Raw genomic sequence first — 18603 nt, forward strand, 5'->3', positions numbered from 1 at the left:
CAGGCGGTGTCGTCGGCAGAAGTGGGCGGTGGCGGTCTCAGGCTGGGGCAGTCGCGACGCGGCGCAGCACCACGGTCCAGTCGTCCTCGCTCGGCCAACCCGTCAAGTCGGCGAGCTGCCATGTCTCGTCGCCCACGGGGAAGTTCTCACCAACGCGGAGGATGTGAATCCGCTCTTCGGTGGCGACGCTCACGAGCCGAACCCTGACCGAGGCGTCGGACTCCCGGTAGATATCGCTCACTGAGAACCTCGCGTTCTCGATATGTTTCTGAATCCCGTGCCAGAGATGAATCGTGTCGGCACTCACTTCTCATCCTCCAAAGATGCGTACTGGTCGCTGCAGTATTTCATGAATTCCTTGACGGTCAGCGGCTCGGGATGCTCCACGTTGTGCGGATTGCGCAACTGAATCAGTCCCCTGTCGTCGACCGAGACGATCTCGTAGGCGTGGGAACTCCGGAGGCCCTTCTCCATCTTGTTCTCCACACCCGTTCCCTTGGGGACGGTGCCGATAACAACCGGCCTGCCGCTTTCCGTGAGCTCCCGCAGGTGGGCCAGGAGTTGCTTTTCCGGGCTGCGGCCGTTCATATCGAACTGCGTCGGGACATCGTGATTCTCCGCCGTACGTCCCGTGATCTGGGCGAGCAGCTCGGCACGGTCGCCCGATGTGGAGCCGTGGGTGATACGGGAGTAGCCCGTCAGCAGGTTGCCGTCCAAGTCCTTGTAGCGGGGGAACTGCAACATGTGCTCGCGCGTCTTGTCGTCCCAGAACTGGTCCAAGCCCGCGATGGCCTTCTCCAAGATCGCTGGCCAGGCCACACCCACGTCGTTGGCGTTGGCGTTGGTGGTGTAGGTGGGGAAGTCGCTGTACACGGGCACGTCGGGAGTGACCCGCACGGTCAGGATGCGCCCGGTCGGAGCGTTGTTGCCGTACCTGTTGCGCGCGACCTCGTGGAAGCGGACCTCGTAGTTGCCGTCCTCCGTCTCGCGAATCATGTCCTGGAGGAGATCCGGGTACCTGCTCGCGACGGCTCCCATGGTGGCGATGATGCCGCAGTCACCGATTTCACCCTGCTGCGCCTGATCACGCGACGGAGGCCCGTCGAACAGCGGCACGCGCGTCCCGTCGGGACGGTCCAGCGGAGTGCCGTAACGGTCGGCCTGGTGCTCCGGCAGCTTGTTGTAGTTGCCGAATTGCGGGTGGTCCACCTCAGTGGTGATCTCGGTCGGCTCGGCCGGGCCTGACTGGGTGATCGACTGCCAGATCTGCTTGATCCGGCCTCGCTTTTGAGGCTCCTGGTCCGAGGCGGGGGAGCCTTCACGAGGCTCATCGGCGGATGGGTTCGGGGCGCCGGCCTGCTCCCCCGCCGCCGTGGCGACGGTGGTGGGGCGCGGGGTCTCTGCCGCGCCCGTGAGTCCGGTCTCCTTCTGCGGAACGTCGCGGTTTGAGCGCTGCGAGTCCGCCGGCGCGGAGGTTCCGTTGTCCGCAGTTCGGTTGCCCGCAGTCCCGTTGCCCACGGTTCCGTTGCCCGCAGTCCCGTTGCCCACGGTTCCGTTGCCCGCAGTCCCGTTGCCCACGGTGCCGTTGCCCGCAGTCCCGTTGTCCACAGGGGAGTTGACGCGCGCGGGGTCTGCCGAAGGTGTGCGCTCGCTATCGGTCGGGGCGGTGGTCGGCGTGCCTGCCGGATCCGATCGAGGTGTGCGGTCTGCGCCTGCCGGATCGGCGGCGGGCCTGCGGTCCGTACCTGCCGGGTCCGATGGACGTGTGCGGTCTGTGCCTGCCGGATCGGCGGCGGGCCGGCGGTCCGTACCTGCCGGGTCCGATGGACGTGTGCGGTCTGTGCCTGCCGGGTCCGATCGAGGTGTGCGGTCTGCGCCTGCCGGATCGGCGGCGGGCCGGCGGTCCGTACCTGCCGGGTCCGATGGAGGCGTGCGGTCCGTGCCTGCCGGGTCCGATCGAGGTGTGCGGTCTGCGCCTGCCGGATCGGCGGCGGGCCTGCGGTCCGTACCTGCCGGGTCCGATGGAGGCGTGCGGTGGGGGTCCGCGGGATGGGACGGGCCCGACTGAGGCGCCTGGGTGGGCGGCGTGTTCTGGCCAGGGCCGTGGGGCGGGGGTGGGGTCTGGTTCTGGTTCTGGTTCTGGTTGGCCAGGGATTGCGCGAACTGGTCAACGAAGTTCAGGTGATCGCGAATCTCCGCGTCCTGGATCTGCTGGCTCGGCGTGCGGTACTTGCTGAGCGCCGTCTTGATTTGAGCCTCGGTCTTGCCCTCCGCTCGCAGCCTTTCAGCCTCGGCCGCCTTCAGCTGCTTGAGATCCGGGGCTGCTCGATAGGTCGTGCTGTAGTAGACGGGAACACCGTTCATCGCCTGGGAATCGTTGATTGTCCTGGAGCAGTTGGCGTGGCCGGTGGGATGACCGGATGGCGTGTTGGGCAGGCCACAGGGCTCACGTTCGGTGTAGAGGCCCCTGACCTCGACCTCGGCCTGCCCCTGAGCTGCCCGATTCTCGTTGAGCTGGTCGATCCAATTGAGGATGTGCGACTCGGAGTGCATCGGGTCGGCGCCGTCCACGGCAGGGGGAACCGACGAATCGACTATGTAGTGACTTTCCTTGGTGTCCGGGTCGACAACTTCCACGACCGCGTAATTCTTACCGGAGAGGTCGGGCGAATTGCTCTCCGTCTCCTCAAGCAGCTGCTTGAGGTCGTCCACATCCCGAAGGTTCGTCCCGTCCGGGTGCGATGCGAGTTCACGTCGCCAGGGAGCCGCTGATTCGTGGAACTTTCCGTCGTTGTACGCGTCGTTGTTCGCGGCCGGGTCAGGGTTCACGCCAACGGCGTTGTTGGCATGGAAGGACTGGCTGATGCGGGCCAGGGTGGCGATCGCGGCGTACCGCTGGCCGTCGTTCATGTGCGACCACGCGGGATCAAGATGCTGCCGGAGATCACTGTCGGTGAAGTTCGTCGACGGCATCGGAACATTCCGGTGCGCCGTCATCGCGGCCTTGTGGGCGGCATCAGCATGAGGGAGAGCCTGCTGGGCATTGGCGAGCCGCTGCTCCGCCGCCGCCCGCTTGGCCTGAGCCGCCTGCTTCGCCTCGGGGGTCTTGGCTTTCCGCTCCGCGGTCGCCGCCCTGGTCCGCTCTGCCTTGGCGTCGGAGACTTCCTTCAGCGCCCGGTCATAGTCCTGCCTGGCTTCACGTACCTGCTGCGCCGACTCCGCGTGCGCCTGCCGGCGATCGATGGATTCCCGCAGCACGTCGGCCAAGGGCACCCGGGGCGGGTCGCCCTGCGGCTGCGCCCACTGCCGCATCTGCGCCTGGACCGGGTCCAGACCGATCCGATGGACGTTGTGCGCGTCTCGAAGGTCGCCCTGTGCCTTGTCCGGAGGAAGGTTCGCATGCGAATCGTTCCGTCCTTCCGGGTCGGGAAGGCTCTGGTTGCGCCGCTGGCGAGTGCCTTCCGCGCTGGGGTCGTTGGACTCAGGGCCCGAACCGGCCGGGCGCTGGGGCGCTGTGTGGCCGGTATCGACAGGTGTGGTCTGGCTCTGGTTTTGCGTGGTGGGCTGGTTGGTGGGCTGGATGGGTCGACGGTTGGCGTCCAACGGGATGGCGAAGACGCCGTTGTTGCCGCTGTGGAGCGGTGTGGTGCTGCTCTGGCCCGTCTGCGGGTCGGCGTAGACGATCTGGCCGTTGTGGTTGACCACGTTCCAGGCGTGGGCACGGCCGTCGGCGTTCTGGGTGATGATCACGGCCTGTGAGCCGTGGCCCTCGCTGAGGAGGGTGGTCTCCAGGTTGTTGTACGCGTGGCGGCCGTCGCCGAAGTCGTCAAACTCGGCGCCCAGGGCGTTCTCGATACGGTCGCGGCCGTTGCGCTCGGGAGTGTCGGCGGGGGTGCCGTCCTCGTTCGGGCTGCGGCGGGCGGCGACCGTGGGGTTGCCCGCGTACGAATCGGCGAACGCCAGCGCCCCGTCGGGGCAGTTGACGTTGCGGCCGGATTCGTCGGGGTTCTGGCCGCGGATGTCGTCGACCCAAGTGCCCTCGCGGGGGTCAGGGGCCTGCTGGAACGAGCCGTCCTCGTTGCGCGGGAATCGTTCCTGCTGTGCACGGTTGTCGGCGTCGGTGGGGTCGTCGTAGCCATCCGGCGGACCGGAGGGGCGCGTGGCGGTGGACGGGAAGACCGGCTCCCCCGACTCCGGTTGCTGGTCGGCGTCTTGAGGGTCCTGGGTGTCCTGGGTGTCCTCAGGGTCTTGGGATTCCTGGCTGTCCTGCGTGTCCTGCGCGTTGTCGGCCTGCGGGCTGTCCTGGTCCGCCGTGTCCGAGTCCTGGGTCGCTTCCGAGTCCCGTTCCGTGGTGGAGTCCGTGTCCGGAGTGCTCTCGGACGCCTGGTCCGGATTGGACTCCTGAGTGGAGTCCGTGTCCGGAGTGCTCTCGGACGCCTGGTCCGGATTGGACTCCTGGGTGGAGTCCGTGTCCGGGGTGCTCTCGGACGCCTGGTCCGGGTTCGACTCCTGGGTGGAGTCCGTGTCCGGGGTGCTCTCGGACGCCTGCTCCGGGTTCGACTCCTGGGTGGAGTCCGTGTCCGGGGTGCTCTCGGACGCCTGGTCCGGGTTCGACTCCTGGGTGGAGTCCGTGTCCGGGGTGCTCTCGGACGCCTGGTCCGGGTTCGACTCCTGGGTGGAGTCCGTGTCCGGAGAGGTGTCCTCGTTCTGCGGTGACGTCGGCTCCGGGGCCGGAGTCGTTTCGGGGGCCGGCGTCGTCTCCGGCGTTGTGGAGGATTCCGGGGTCGTCGACGGCAGTGCGGTGTCGGTGCTGCCGTCGTTCGCGTTCTGTTCGGCGGTCGAGCCGTCGTTGTCGGAGGGCGTCCCGTCAGTGGACGGCGAGGTCGTGGAAGGTCCGTCCGACTGAGCGTCGGGAGTCGACTGATCCGTCGACGAGTCGGGGTCCGAGCTGTTGTCGGTGTCCGGAGTGTTCTCCGTAGACGGTTGAGGCGTCGACGGGGTCAGGAAGTACGGAGTGATCGGATTCCGATTGGCGTCCAGCGGGGTGTAGAAGACCTCTTGGGCGCCCAGGTGAATCGGATTCTCGCTGACGACGCCTGTTTGCGCGTCGACGAACAGGACCTGGCCGTTGTGGTTGACCGCGGCGAAGGCATGGCCGCCACCGCCGGGCCAGTTGACGCCGATCACGGCTGCCGAGCCGTGCCCGGCCTGCGACAGCTCGTGGGCTATTCGTGCGTACGGGTTGGGATGGTCGTTGCCCGCGTACGTGCTGGGTGCGCCGGCCCAACGCGTTTGGTTGTCGACCGAGTCGCGCTCCGCGGAATACGTGTTCAGGGTGCCGTCCGCATTGAGGTCCAAGGTGCGCGGGGCGGACACCGTCGGTCGGCCGAACCACGTCTCGAGGAACGAGCGGGTGCAGTCGGCGCAGTTGTTGGACCGACCGGGCACCCCCGGGCCGCCGTCGTTCTGCAGACCGGCCCAGTTTCCTTGCCGCGGGTCCGCGTACACCTGGGGGGTGCCGTCGGGGTTCCTCGGGTGGGCGTTCTCGAGGTCCTGCTGATGGGCGGGGTCGGGTGTGGTCAGGCCTTCGAACGGGATGTTCAGGTCGTTACGGATGTCCGAAAGGTTGTCTGCCTGGGACGGAGGCGGAGGCGCAGTGGGGTGCTCGGACGCGCTGTCGTCAGCGGGGGGCTGGTTCTGATCGGGCGTCTGGTTGGTGGCGTCCGGCTGCTGATGGTCCGGCTGTTGGTTGTGCGGTGCCGGCATCCCCTGGTCGTTCGGCGTGGGAGTGGGGGACTCGGCCGGTGACTGCTGGTCCGTCGGACGGTTCGTCGGCTGCTCGCCGCGGGGCGGCGTGGTCGGGCGCCCAGGCGTCTCGGTGCGCGGCGTCTCGGTGCGCGGCGTTTCGGTACGCGGTGTGTCAGTGCGCGGCGGCGTGGTCGGGCGGCTCGGTGTCTCGCTGCGCGGCGTCGCGGTGCGAGGCATCGCGGTGCGAGGCGGCGATGCGGGGCGGTTCTGCTGGGTGTCGCGCGACGGCGTCGTGGGCCTGGTGCTCGGCTGTTCCGTACGCGGCGTGGTGGCTCGCGGTGTCGTCCTGGGGCTGCCTGCCGCCGGCGCCTGCGTCGGGATGGGGCCGGCCGCCGGTGGCATGGCACCCGGGGTCGACGTCGAGGGCGTCGCGGACGACGGGGCCGGCTGCTGCGGGGTGCCCGCGTCACCGTGCTGCGTACCGGAGGCCGGGGGCGTCGCCGTGGCGGCGTTGCCCATGAGGCCCATGCTGTCGTCGTCCGGGTCGTGCGGGGTCGGTCTTGACGGTGTGGGCGCGTGCCCCTGACCAGGGCTGGGGTGTGCGGTGGGTGTGTTGCCGGGCATGGCACCGCTCGGCATGGAGCCGCGGCCGCTGCCCTGGTTCTGGTTCTGGTTGTCGTTGTTGTTGCCGTCGTGCGAGTCGCCCGGCGTGGGGCCCTGGGCCGGTGCGGGCATGGTGGTGCCCGAGTCACGGTCGACCTGGTGCACGCCCGGTTCGGGGTGGGAGTTGTCGGGAGCCGGGGCCGGTGCGGCCTCGGGGCGGTCTGTCTCCGGCGGCGGGGACGGCATGGGCGCGGGCTCGGCGTTGCGCGGGTCCGGGATCGACGCGCCCTGCTCAGGGGTGTGGGCGTCGACGCCTTCCGGGCGGCTCGGGCGAGCGCTGTCCGGAGTGGTGTCCGGCGCCGGGGAGCCATCGGCATCCGGCGTGGCGCCCGGGCCCTCGTTGGGCGAGGAGTTGGAGGGCAGGGACGGCTCGTTGCCCGGTGCCGTGCTCGGCGGGGCGTCCGGGGTGCTGTCCGGACGGGCGGAGTCAGGGGTGGTGTCGGGGGCCGGTCCGCCGTCGACGTCCGGCCTCGTCGTGGTGGACGGCGTGGACGAGTCCGGAGACGAGTCGGGGGCGGACGAGTCGTCGCCCGGAGGACGACCGATGCTGTCGTTGTAGGCCTGGGTGCCCACGTCGAAGGGGCTGGGCGAGTCGGAGCCACGGCTTGGTGAGGGCGAGGACGACGAGGGGTTCGACGAATCCGGGCTGCCGCTGCTGTCCGTGCCGCTGTGGGACGGCGTACTCGAGGAAGAGGAGGGCGAACTCGAATCCGACGGGCCATCGGACGACGAGGACGGGCTCGACGAAGAGCTGTCCGAACCGCTCGACGGCGACGAGGACGACGGACCGCCGATATCCGGTGCCCGGCGCCCGGAGTCGCCGCTGCTCGAACTCGGCGAACTACTGGAACTCGGTGAGTTGCTGGACGAGCTGCTGTCGTTCGATGACGAGTCGGACGAGCTCGGCGAGTTCGACGAATGGGAGGGGCTGGAAGAGTCGTTGGACGAACTGCTGTCGTTGGACGACGAGTTGTTATTGGACGACGAGTTGTTGTTCGACGACGACGAATCGTTGGACGACGAATCGTTGGACGAAGAGTCGTTGGAACTGCTGTCGTTCGACGACGAATCGTTGGAGTTCGACGAGCTGTCGTTGCCGGAGTCCGACGAGCCGTCGCCGCCGTCGTTTCCGCTGTTGGTCAGTCCGTGGCGGGCGCCATGCCCTGCGCGGGAGCCGGCGCCGTCGCGCAGGGACTCGCCGAAGGTGGAACCGGAATTCTTCAGGGCGTCCTTGCCCTCTTCGTAACCCTTCTTGGCGGTGCGGCCCAGGTCGTAGCCCGACTGCTTGCCGAAGTTCTGCTCGACGGTCTGGGCGACCAGGTCGGAGACCATGGCTTCCAGAGCGGAGACAAAGGGTTCCTTGGCGGTCTCCAACACCGCTTGCAAGATCTGTTGGGCTATCTCCTTGAGGAGTTTGCGCAGGATCATCCGCGTGGCGGCGGCCGCGCCCACCGCGCCGAGCTCGGACAGACCCAGGGTGAAGGGAGCGGCGGCCTGGGCCGCGGCGATCTCGATCGCCAGGATGATCAACTGGGCGATCACCGCCACTTTTAGCCCGATGATGAGCATCGCCGCGGCGTCCATGCATATGGCGATCAGCTCGGCGCCCTGGCGGGCGTCGTCGAAGTAGCCCGAGCCGCCGGCGAACTTGTCCCAGGTCTTGTTGAAGCCGTCGATGGAGTCGCCGGCGCTCTCGGCGAGGACGTTGCCGGCGGCGCTCATGCCACGGGCCTGGAGGCTCTCCACATCAGCGGCGAACTGGCGCCAGGTGTTGGCGCACTCCATCATCTTGTCTTCGTTGCCTGTGGGCCATTCGAAGCCACACATCTCGAGAACCCACTCAAGCGCGTTCGGCAGCATCAAAGCCACGACAAAGACCCCCGTTATTGCCCATGTAGTTCGTGTTGTCCCGGCCCTGTGGACCGACCGACCCCTTCCGCCTCACCGCCGGCGGAAGGGCCCTGCTTCTCTGCTGCTGCCGGAGGCGCCATGCGGAGCCTCGTGAGTGCTCAAACCGGCTTGCGTCGGCGCAGAGCCATACCCATGCCCATGCCAGAGCCTACTCAACGGCCCTTCTGATCCCACAACTCTGTTGTGTCGCAGCGCTGTAGACGACATCCGGTCCAAAGCCGTCCAGCGCCCTCAGGCGGCCGCCCTAGCCATGGGGCCGGCGCAGGCTGCGGTACAGCTCGATCGCGGAGTCCGGCGGAAAGTTGGGGACATAGGTGACGGCTCCGTCGCTTTTGGAGATCACCATGTGACTGCCACCCAATGGCGCCTGCGTGCCGGGCGGCGGTGGGGGCATGACGGCGTGGATGAGGAAACCGATGTCGAACTCCGCCACGTACAACGGCGCCGGGTTTCCGTCCAGATCCAGTACTTCGAATCGGGCGCGAGCGGCAGCCAAGGCCTCTTCGGCAGTGGTGGGGATGGGCTGTACCGGTTCCGGCGCGTCGGGATGCGACACGGACTCTCTCCTATCAGTGAAGGGCGGCTGTGGGTCAGGCGCGGTCATGCGGTGGAACTCGGGCTTGGCGCGGGGCAAGTGGCCGTCGAAACGTCGAGTCGGAGCCGAGCCGACGCCGAAACCGATACGGCGCAAACACTCGGCCCTGGCTGCAGCGACTGTGCTGCTGTGGCGGCCCTGCAACCCCGCTCTACGGTCGCCACACGCCCCCGTGGTGCGGGCCGTGTCACTTGCTCACGGACTTCAGAATTCGCACCTCGCCGCCGAACTGGTTCTCCGGCTTGTGCTCCTTGATCAGAGCCTCGTTGAAGTCCTCGTTCTCCTCGTGGTTCTTCGCCATCCGCTCCAACGCCTTGCCGATTTCGTTGAGCTTGGTGGCTAGGTGCTCCATCGAGTCCGTCATGCCGTCGCGCAGGCCTTCGTAGACCACGCCGAACTTCTCGCCGAGCTCGTCGTCACCCCACGGTGGGGTGCCTTCCTTGTCGCTGAAGCTGGTCATGCCCTTCCAGGCGTCCTGGGCGACGCTCGCAAACGTCGTCTCCTTCGGCGCTCCGCCTCCGCCGCCTCCACCGTCACCCTGCGCGGCCAAGCCGTTCTTCAGCTTGGTGGTCGCCTGGTAGAAATCCCTGCCGATCTCGGAGAAGTTCTTCCCCTCGGTCTTCAGCATCTCCGGATTGCTCTTGAACCCGTCGCCCATGACTGCGCCCCCGTTCACCGACCGGCATCATCGAGCTGCCGGTCCGATTCATGTCTGTGCCAGCGTACCCAGAGACGCTGACAAGCCCTCACCCCCCTGGGTGTCACAGTGCTGTCCGGGAGCGTCCGGCAGATACACCTTCCGGGACAAAAGCGATCGTCGTGTTCGGGGTAGCCGATGTGGAACTCGCGCCCCCAACGGCGTCTGGGTGCCGTCAGGCCCGGTGGGACCGAAGAAGGGGCGGGCCGTTTCGAGGGCCTCCCCCTCGTTCGCCGGTAGGCGGTGCGCCGACGAGACGGCCCGAGCCTCCGTGGGCACGGGCCCTTGGTCCGTATCCGGCCCCGGGCTCAACCCCGGTGGCCACCCCGCCCCCGCTTCTTCGGCCCCGTGACCAGGTTGGTCGAAGGACCGTCGTGCTCGGCGCGCTCCTTCTGCTCTTCCTCGTCCCGCTTGCGCTCCCACTGCTCGCGCTTCTCGCGCTCGGCCTCGCGGTCCTCCATGGTCTGCGACTCGGCGGCGCGGCGGATCTCGGTCATGCGGTCGCCCAGCGCGTCCATGTAGCGCTCGTTCTTGATGGCGTCGGTCATTCCCATACGTCCCGACAGGATGCCCTGGGCCATCTCCTGGAGCGGTCCGCTCGCGTTGGGGCTGTTGGCCAGAGTGCGGAGCGCCTTGTGGAGGCTGTGAGCCTGCTCCGGGTCCTGCGCGACGTCCATCAACTCGGAGTCGTCGATCTCCCGCTCGCCCGGTCCCGGACCGATTCCCGGCCTGTTGGTCATGAGAACCCCCTTCGAGCCCAGAGGGCCCTTCGCGCACACCGAACTCGGCTTACGCACTCGCTACAGCCTGCTACAACCGTTGATGAGCTTATCCAGCCGACGGCACCGTCAAGTTCGCGGAGGCATGCGATGATCTTGGTATGGATCGCGGCATTTGCGGCGGGCCGTTGACCAGGACGGCTATGCCCTCGACATCCCTCGCGCAGAACCAGCGGGACGCGGCCGCGACGAAGCGGTTCTTTCACAAGCTCCTCTCCAACTCACCTACGACATCGGCAACTTGACAACGCCCTCACCGACGCCGGTGGGCAGAACATCGTTGTATCCGACGATGGGCGTTGACCAACCGGTCATGAGCCGGAGAGGTCGTGGCGGACGTGCTCTGCAGTGAATGGCTCTGTGGACCTGAGGAGGTCGGCGGGGGTGTCTTCGAAGATGATCCGGTAGCCGCTGCGTCCGCCGGCGGAGCCGAAGTCGAGGATCCGGCGGAGCCGCCTGCGTGACGGCATGCCTGCGCCGCCTGATCGGTCATCCCGCCGCGGGCTCCGTCGCCGCCATCACCTGCACCGGGCGCGTCTCCGGCAGCAGCGCGAAGCAGCCCAGACTGAGCAGCGAGATCCCCGTCAGATACGCGGCCACGCCCCAGGGCACCAGGCCCCCCTGCTCGGCGAGCGCCGTCGCCACGATCGGCGTCAGCGCGCCGCCGAGGACCCCGCCGAGGTTGTAGCCGACCGCGGCCCCCGTGCAGCGCACACGCGGCTCGTACAGCTCCGTCAGATACGCGGCGATCACGGCGAACATCGTGATGAACGCCAGCATCGCCCCCAGGAAGCCGAGGAACATCAACAGCGGCGCCCCCGTGGCGAGCAGCGCGACCATCGGGAACATCCACAGGGCGGAGGCCGCGCATCCCGCCAGGCACAGGGGCCGCCGGCCGAAGCGGTCGCCCAGCAGCGCCGCCAGCGGCGTCAGTGCGCCCTTCACCACCACTGCGGCCATGATGCAGGTCAGCATGACGGTACGGCTCACGCCCAGCCGCTCCGTCGCGTAGGCGAGGGACCAGGTCGTCACGGCGTAGAAGATCGCGTATCCCACCGCGAGCGCGCCGGCGGTCAGCAGGACGAGCCGCCAGTGGTCGCGCACGACTTCGGCGAGCGGCAGGCGCGCGCGGTCGTCGATTTCGAGGAAACGCGGACTCTCGGCGAGCGACGACCGCAGCCACAGCCCCGCCGTGGCCAGCAGCCCGGCCGCCCAGAAGGGCACGCGCCACCCCCAGGACGCGAACTGCGCGTCGGACAGCGTCGCCGACAGCGCCAGCATCACGCCGTTGGCCAGGAGGAACCCCAGCGACGGTCCGATCTGCGGAACGCTCGTCCACAGCGCGCGCCGCTCGGTGGGCGCGTGCTCCGCGGTCAGCAGCACGGCCCCGCCCCACTCCCCGCCGAGCCCGAGCCCCTGCAGAAACCGCAGGACGAGCAGCAGCACGGGAGCGGTCACCCCGATCGTGCCGTACGTCGGCACGCAGCCGACCGCGACCGTGGAGGCGCCGGTCAGGAGCAATGACGCGATGAGAACCGGGCGCCTGCCGTGCCGGTCCCCGATGTGCCCGAACAGCACGGAGCCGAGCGGCCGGGCGACGAAGCCCACGCCGAAGGTTGCGAAGGCGGCCAGCGTCCCGGCGACCGATGAGAACGTGGGGAAGAAGAGTGGCCCCAGGACCAGCGCCGCGGCGGTCCCGTAGACGAAGAAGTCGTAGAACTCGATGGCCGTCCCGGCGAGTGAGGCGGCCGCGAGCCGCAGCATGGAGGGCGCCCTTACGGTGCGTACGTCGTGCATGCCACGTCAACTACCCACGGTGATCAACGGTTACGCAGGGGCACGGGGTGCGGGCCGCGCGAATACTTACGGTGATGCGTGGCTGAGCCTTCTACGAAGCCCTTTGGGGCCGCGAGCACCTATCGGGCAGCGGCCGGTGGGGGCACGCTCGCTGTCAGTGCCAGGACGGCAGCAGGTAGGCGTACAGCTGTCCCCACTGCAGCGCGTAGACGACACCATCGCTCTCGTTCACGGCGAGCGAGGTGAGCCCCGAGTTGCGCGCCACCGTTTCCATCCGCCCAGCACTGGTGATCTTGCGGATCCGGCTGGCGCCCGGTGGGTCAAGGTTGGAGCAATCCGCCACGTACACGTCACCATCGTGGCCGAGATCGGTGCCGCGCGGGTTGACCAAACGAGCTCGGCGGGCGTCGGGGACAGAGTCGCTCTCATCGGTGCCGCCGCCGCCCAAGAGCGTCACGCGAGGAGCATCGCCGGACAGTTCCTCGACGGTCCCGCACGGAGTCAGGGTGAACACGGCACGGCCGGCTCCGCGGGCTGCCACACCGGCAGAGTCGAAGGGCGACGGCGGAAGCATGTTCTTGAGGTCTTCTTCCTTCCAGACGGTGACGGTCCCATTGACGGCGATGCGTACGATCCGCAGGAGGGCCCCGCGTTCGGGAAGAACCTGATAAGCCATGGCATAGACGGTGCCGTCCACGTCGGCGCTCACAACGGTCGGGCGGATCGGGTGGTCCTTGCTGCCACCTGGAATCTTCGTCCCGTCGGCGATGGTGTAGATCGTGCCTCCGGTGACCCGGCATACGCGGGACCATTCGACGTCGGCAAGAACGAAGCCCCGGTGGGCGTCATCCGCAGCGACCGCTACGGGGTCCTTCAATTGGGCCTGAAGGGCGTCAACCTGGTCCGGAGGGGAGGTTCCTCGGCCGGCCACGGCAGTGATCCCAAGACCCGGGGCGGCGCGAAAGACCTGCCGCTCGATGCTCGACGCGATGTACAGCACGCCGTCGCTGCCGACGGTGGAGAGCGCAATGTCATCGCTGCGGTTGCCGAGCCTGTCGTTGACTGCCCTGGTGAGCTTCTCCAACCGCGCCCGCTTCTGCGCGGTGCCGTCCTTCTTCGCCATGATGGCGGCGTGCAGCTTGTCGCGCTCGTGTCGGCGTTGCTCGGCGTCGAGACCCTTGATCTGGTTGACCCGCTGCCAGACCAGGTCATCGACCGCGGCATCGGTGAGGAGGTTCGTCTTCACGTGCGAGAGCGCCACCGCATAGCAGAACACGCTGCCCGCTCCGGCGGTGAGCTTGCCGGGCTCGAACGCGTACCGCCACGCCCACACATCGACGCGGACGATGTCCTGACCGAAGATCGCCACGAAGCCGTCGCTGCGCTGCGCCTCGCCCTCCGCCGGAATGCCGAGGACCTGGTCCAGGCAGCTGCGCGCCACGGTCTGCAGGTGCGCGGTGAAGTCGGCCGGCTGCCGGGGGAAGGACTCGGCGATCGTCTGCCGCAACGTGTCGTCGCTGATCGTGTTGACGTCGAAGAAGGTATCCGCGCGCACGGTGACGGGGTCGGCCTCGACGTACACCGGCGGCAAGGGGCGCGACGGGAGTTGGAGGAGCAGATGCTCGTAGTTGTTCCGTTTGGCCGTTGCCAGGCGTTCCAGCTGCTCCAGTACGAAGCTGGCCTGCTCCAGCTCCGTTTGCGTGCCGGTGAAGCGGTTGAGCAGGTGGGTACGCGTCGCCACGGTGGGCCGTCCTTCTTCCGTCTGTTCCGCCGTCCGCCGCGGTCCTCCTTGCGCTGGAGGGGCCGCGGCGGCGGTCGGGGTGGTGGCTACGCGTCGCGTTCGTGGAGCTTCTTTTCCGCAGCCCACGGGCCCAGTTCGCCGGCGGTGAAGACGCGCTTGCCGCGCTGGCCCTTGCCCTTGGCGTCACACAGCTGGAACAGCACCAGCCCGTCGAGATCGACCGCGATGGAGTAGGGGTTACGGCCCGAGCCGACGCCCAGCACCGTCTTGCCGTCCTTGGTGATTTTGCGGATCCGGCCGTGTTGGGTGAGCGGGTCGACGTCCGCGAAGTACAGGCTGCCCTCGCTGTCGTACGCGAGGCCCTGCGGTCGCCGCACGCTGGTTTCCGACGGGAGCAGCGGCCGGTTCTTCGACGGGTCGTTCTGGTCGATGACGACCAGAACGGTGTCGGAGTGCACGTCGCCGCCGCCGGTGTGCTTGTCGAGCTGCTTGCTGCCGGTGTCCAGGGTGCTGATGAGGTTGTGTCCGGACATCGCCAGGTGCACGACGTCCGAGTTGGGCAGCATGGTCACGCCGTGGATCGTCGGGTCCTTGATTTCGGGATGTTGCGATCCCGAGGCGAGCTGACTCTGGTAGATGTACGTCGCACCGTCTTTGGTCAGATGAGCGATCCTCAGCGGCTTGTCCTCCCCGTCCTTGTAGGTCACGGCGGTGACGTTTCCGTTGTTGCCGCCGGCCGCCAGACGGGCCAGGCGGTACCCGTCCGCCGTGTCGTCGTGCCTGATGCTCAGTTTCTTGTTCTCCAGGTCGAGACAGCGCACGCGGCCCCTGCGTTCGCCGATGTACAGCTTCTTGCCGTTGTAAGCGATGTCCACCGGGTCGACCAGCTTCGCCTGCAGCGGATCTGTGGCCTGCTCGTCGTTGCCGCCGCCGGCGATGAGGGTGACCGGGTTCTTCTCGTCGTCGGGTGTGACGGCCCACACCTTTGCCTGGTCCGTGGAGACGATGTACAGCGCCTTGTCGTCGTGGTTGCGGACCAGGCCCGACGGGTTGGTGACGTGTGTATTGACCGCGTTCTGGAGGGCATTGAGTTTGCCCTGCTTCAAGAGCATCTGCTCGTGCACGGGCTTGAACCTCTTCATCTGTTCCGCGATCCACGTATCCTTCTGATCCTCGGTCCACGTGGGGTGACGCTTGGTGATCATCTGAAAGAGGAGATCCTTCAGGTCCCATTCCGAGAGCTCGTCGGCGCGGACCACGGACCGGGTGACCCCGTAGGCGAAGGCGTTTTGCGAGTCGACCGTCAGGCCGACCGATTTGAAGTGGTAGTTCCAGACCATCGAGTCGACGCGGATGATGGACGGCCCGGAAATCGTGGTCTGGGTGGTCCAGTCGTACTGTTCCCCGACGGACACATTCCCCAGGAAGGCGTCGACCAGCATCGTCAAGGTACCCCCGATGACTTTCTTGGATTCCTTGTCGCCGTAGCCGAGAACCGTGTCGATGATCTGGCTGAGCACCGGGTTCGGGGCCTTCGTCACCTGCACGTACTGCATGAGGGAGTGGTTGCCCGGATTCGCCTTGTATTTGACGACGGTCTGCGGATCTTCGTGGAGTGTGCCCATCTTGGCTTCGAAGTCATCGGTCTTCGTCGTGGCCAGCTTATTGAGTACTCCGAGGCTGAAAAGGACCTTCGCCTTCTCTTCCTCGTTTCCGCTGAACTTCTTGATCAGATCCGCAATCTTCGCCATGGATGGCCTCCGTCCTACGGAGGCAGGCCCACCGATCAGACCACGCGAAGAGGACACGACAACCGAGGTGGTGCGCGTCTGCTGCGGGGCGAACGACTCGGTCAGCCGCGGGCCCCGCAGCCCAACTTCGCGGACCGATCACCGCCCGCCTGCTGTCTCACGTGCTTACCGTCAAAGGATTTCAAGGCCGCAGCAGCTGCACCAGTCGCCCATCGGGTGACGCAGCCGCCGGAGATTCGCGCAATGGCGCACGGATTTCTCCGACGGTGGAGTCGTGGGGCCGGAACCCAATTCGCCGTGGCCTGGAATTGACCGGTCGGGTCTCGGATCTCGGATCTCGGATCTCGGATCTGCGTTTAGGTGATAACCGCTCCGGTAGCGACCGGAACCGCGGAATCTTATCCTTTACCTCACTCAATTGGCCGCCTCGTTCGAGCCCGCGACCACGCCGCAGCGTCCTCGCGGGGCCGGACCATCGACTGCCTCATGCACGACCGTGAGGAGTCCACCTGCGAGGGGTACGGGTCCGAGGTGCTCAGCCCGTCGGCTGCGCCGGCTCGGTCTGCCCGTCGCAGAACACCTCCTTGACGAGCCTCTGCTTCACCTTCTCGAACGCCTCGACCAGGGCGGGCCAGTCGAGTTCGGAGTCCCCGCAGGTCAGCGAGCCGGTCAGGGTCTTACTGCCGTCGGGCGTGCTGTACATCAGCGCCGCCCAGCCCCAGAAGCCGCCGTTGTGCTGGAGGATGGTGCCACCGCCGTCCGTCTTCTCCACGAACACCCCCAGGCCGTAGCCCATCTTGGGATGCGGCGTGCGCATCTCGGCCAGCAGCGGGGCCGGCAGGAGCTTGCCGCTCATCAGCGCGGAGAAGAACGTGTGGAGGTCCTGGCTGGTCGAGATCATGTCACCGGCGGCGGAGATCCAGGAGGGGTTGAAGCGCGTGGTGTCGGCCACCTTCCACTCGCCGGCGTCCTCGTACCCGTAATAACCGTGGGCGTGCGGCTCGGGGATCTCCGGCGAGGCGCCCGGCACCACGGTGCCGGTCAGCCCGAGCGGCCTGAGGATCAGCCGCCGCATCTCCTCGGCGTAGGAGCGGCCGGTAACCTGCTCGATCAGCAGCCTGGCCACCACATAGTTGGTGTTGGAGTAGCTCCAGTCCGTCCCCGGCTCGAACCGCGCCGGCTTGGACAACGCCAGCCGCACGAGTTCCTCCGGCCGGTAGGTGCGGAACTGATTGTCCATCCACTCCTTGCCCACCCCGGGGACTCCACCGGGCACGACCGTCCCGTCGTCGTAGACCTCGCCGGTGAAGCTGAACAACCCGCTCGTGTGCTGGAGCAGCATCCGCACCGTGATCCGTCGGTCAAGGTCCAACTCGGGCAGATAGTCGTCCGCCGGGCTGTCCAGCCCGATCCTGCCCTCGGCCACCAGTTGCAGCACCAGGGTCGCGGTGAAGGTCTTGGTGATGCTGCCGATCCGGAAGTGCCCGTTGGTCGGTGGCTTGGCGGCCTCGCCCAGCTTGCGCACCCCGGCGCTGCCCACCCACTGGCCCCGCTGATCGTGCACGCGCAGCTGCATCCCGGCGAAACCGGAATCGACGATCTCCTGGATGGCCTTCTGCAGCTCCGGGCGGTCCGGCCCGGCAGCGGAGTTCTTGATGGTGTGAAGGGACTCGCTCACGGTCATTCCTTAGCTCGCGACAGTAGATGTTCGGCGCAGCTCGACAGCGCAACGGTGGCCCTGGTGGCTACCGTTGCGCTGTCGAGGCGGCCATGCGATGAGCGTGCACCCTGACCCAAGGTCAAGCTCAACCCCTGTCGCGACCGTGGACCGACCGGCACCGACAAGGGGGACGAACTCCGAACAGAGGCGCGCTACCCTCACCCCTGTGATCGCCCGCAACCCACACCTCAAGGCGAGCGCGAAGGTCGCCGGCGCCCACGGCTCGATCCTGCGCAACGACTTCCGTGCCGTCGCCGATGCCGACGCCGACGCGGTTCGCGAGACCTCAGCCGCCCACGATCTGGAGGTGCGCTGAGCCGATGGCTGATGGACTCACGATCGGTCAGGCGGCGGCGTACGTCGGCGTCACGATCAAGACGGTGCGGCACTATCACCGGCTCGGCCTGGTCCAGGAGCCGGAACGTGACGGTTCCGGCTACCGGCGTTACGGGTCGGCCGACCTGCTCCGCCTGGTCCAGGTCCGGACCCTGGCCGGGGCCGGCGTGCCGCTGGCCGAGGTCGGTGACCTGCTCGACGCCGATCCCGAGGGGTTCACCACCGCCCTGGACGACGTCCATCGCCGGCTCACCGAACGGATCGAGGACCTGGTCGCGCGCCGCGACACGCTGCACCGGCTCACCCAAGGTGACCGGGCCCTGCTGCCCGACCGGGCCTGCGCGGTCTTGGACCGACTCGCCGATCTCGACTTCAGTCCCGACTACGTGGCCACTCAGCGGGAGGCTCTGGTGCTGGCCCGGGCGCTGGTTCCGGAGGTCTTCGACAGCTTCCTGACGCAGCTCGAACGCTGGCTCGACGACTCCGAATGGATCGAGCTGACCAAGCGCGGCTGGGACGCGATGTCCTGGGATCCCGACGACCCGCGGATCGACCGGCTGGCAACCGCGCTGGCCGACAAGCTGCTGGCCAACCGCGCGCAGCTGGCGATGCCGAACGGGGTGCAGAACCGGTCCGACACCGCCTCCCGGTACGGACTGGTCAACCGCCACCGGGAAGAGCAGTCGCCGTCCATCGCCCGGTTGAACGCGCTGATCGAGGCGAACCTGCGCGCGGCGGGCATCGACGTCCCGCGCCATTGACGGACACCGAGACCCCCGTAGCGGGCAAGACTGACTGCTCAGTGGGTCACGGTCCTCATCACCAACTCGCGTTCTCAGGAAGGAAGTTCCCGCTTCGAGAGCCG

At 67.6% G+C, this 18603-nt stretch carries 11 protein-coding genes; 2 read left to right on the forward strand and 9 right to left on the reverse strand.

The window, feature by feature from the left end; translation table 11 throughout:
- Positions 1 to 37 precede the first annotated feature (37 nt).
- The 9 genes from ACIGWZ_RS34340 to ACIGWZ_RS34380 all read right to left on the reverse strand — a co-directional run bounded on the left by ACIGWZ_RS34340 (position 38) and on the right by ACIGWZ_RS34380 (position 17360).
- Entirely contained in the window at positions 38 to 307 is a 270-nt protein-coding gene (locus tag ACIGWZ_RS34340) for a DUF6406 domain-containing protein (RefSeq protein WP_400071028.1), read from the reverse strand.
- The gene (locus tag ACIGWZ_RS34345; RefSeq protein WP_400071030.1) at positions 304 to 8238 is read right to left on the reverse strand and encodes a toxin glutamine deamidase domain-containing protein; all 7935 of its coding nucleotides are present in this window, start codon (positions 8236 to 8238) and stop codon (positions 304 to 306) included. The genes ACIGWZ_RS34340 and ACIGWZ_RS34345 overlap by 4 nt, the downstream gene beginning before the upstream one ends.
- A gap of 328 nt (positions 8239 to 8566) precedes the next feature.
- Positions 8567 to 8878: a hypothetical protein gene (locus tag ACIGWZ_RS34350; RefSeq protein ID WP_400071032.1), complete on the reverse strand. Its 312-nt coding sequence runs from the start codon at positions 8876 to 8878 to the stop codon at positions 8567 to 8569.
- A gap of 226 nt (positions 8879 to 9104) precedes the next feature.
- Positions 9105 to 9593 carry a hypothetical protein gene (locus ACIGWZ_RS34355; protein WP_400071034.1) on the reverse strand — a complete coding sequence of 163 codons (489 nt, stop codon included), beginning with the start codon at positions 9591 to 9593 and terminating at the stop codon, positions 9105 to 9107.
- Between the two features lie 329 nt (positions 9594 to 9922).
- A complete protein-coding gene (locus ACIGWZ_RS34360) occupies positions 9923 to 10354 on the reverse strand; it encodes a hypothetical protein (RefSeq protein ID WP_400071036.1) in 432 nt (143 codons plus the stop codon).
- A 528-nt stretch (positions 10355 to 10882) separates the two neighbouring features.
- Complete coding sequence (locus tag ACIGWZ_RS34365) at positions 10883 to 12190, reverse strand: MFS transporter (protein ID WP_400071038.1); 1308 nt, start codon at positions 12188 to 12190, stop codon at positions 10883 to 10885.
- Between the two features lie 154 nt (positions 12191 to 12344).
- On the reverse strand, positions 12345 to 13931 hold the full coding sequence (locus tag ACIGWZ_RS34370) for a hypothetical protein (RefSeq protein WP_400071040.1): 1587 nt from the start codon (positions 13929 to 13931) through the stop codon (positions 12345 to 12347).
- 86 nt (positions 13932 to 14017) lie between these two features.
- Positions 14018 to 15682 carry a hypothetical protein gene (locus ACIGWZ_RS34375; RefSeq protein WP_400071042.1) on the reverse strand — a complete coding sequence of 555 codons (1665 nt, stop codon included), beginning with the start codon at positions 15680 to 15682 and terminating at the stop codon, positions 14018 to 14020.
- A gap of 535 nt (positions 15683 to 16217) precedes the next feature.
- On the reverse strand, positions 16218 to 17360 hold the full coding sequence (locus ACIGWZ_RS34380; RefSeq protein ID WP_400071044.1) for a serine hydrolase domain-containing protein: 1143 nt from the start codon (positions 17358 to 17360) through the stop codon (positions 16218 to 16220).
- A 208-nt stretch (positions 17361 to 17568) separates the two neighbouring features.
- On the opposite strand from ACIGWZ_RS34380, the gene ACIGWZ_RS34385 reads away from it, so the two are divergent.
- Complete coding sequence (locus tag ACIGWZ_RS34385) at positions 17569 to 17718, forward strand: hypothetical protein (RefSeq protein ID WP_400071046.1); 150 nt, start codon at positions 17569 to 17571, stop codon at positions 17716 to 17718.
- Between the two features lie 4 nt (positions 17719 to 17722).
- A complete protein-coding gene (locus ACIGWZ_RS34390; RefSeq protein WP_400071048.1) occupies positions 17723 to 18499 on the forward strand; it encodes a MerR family transcriptional regulator in 777 nt (258 codons plus the stop codon).
- The last annotated feature ends 104 nt before the right edge of the window (positions 18500 to 18603 follow it).

This window comes from Streptomyces sp. NPDC053427, from assembly GCF_044544985.1.
Classification (GTDB): Bacteria; Actinomycetota; Actinomycetes; order Streptomycetales; family Streptomycetaceae; genus Streptomyces.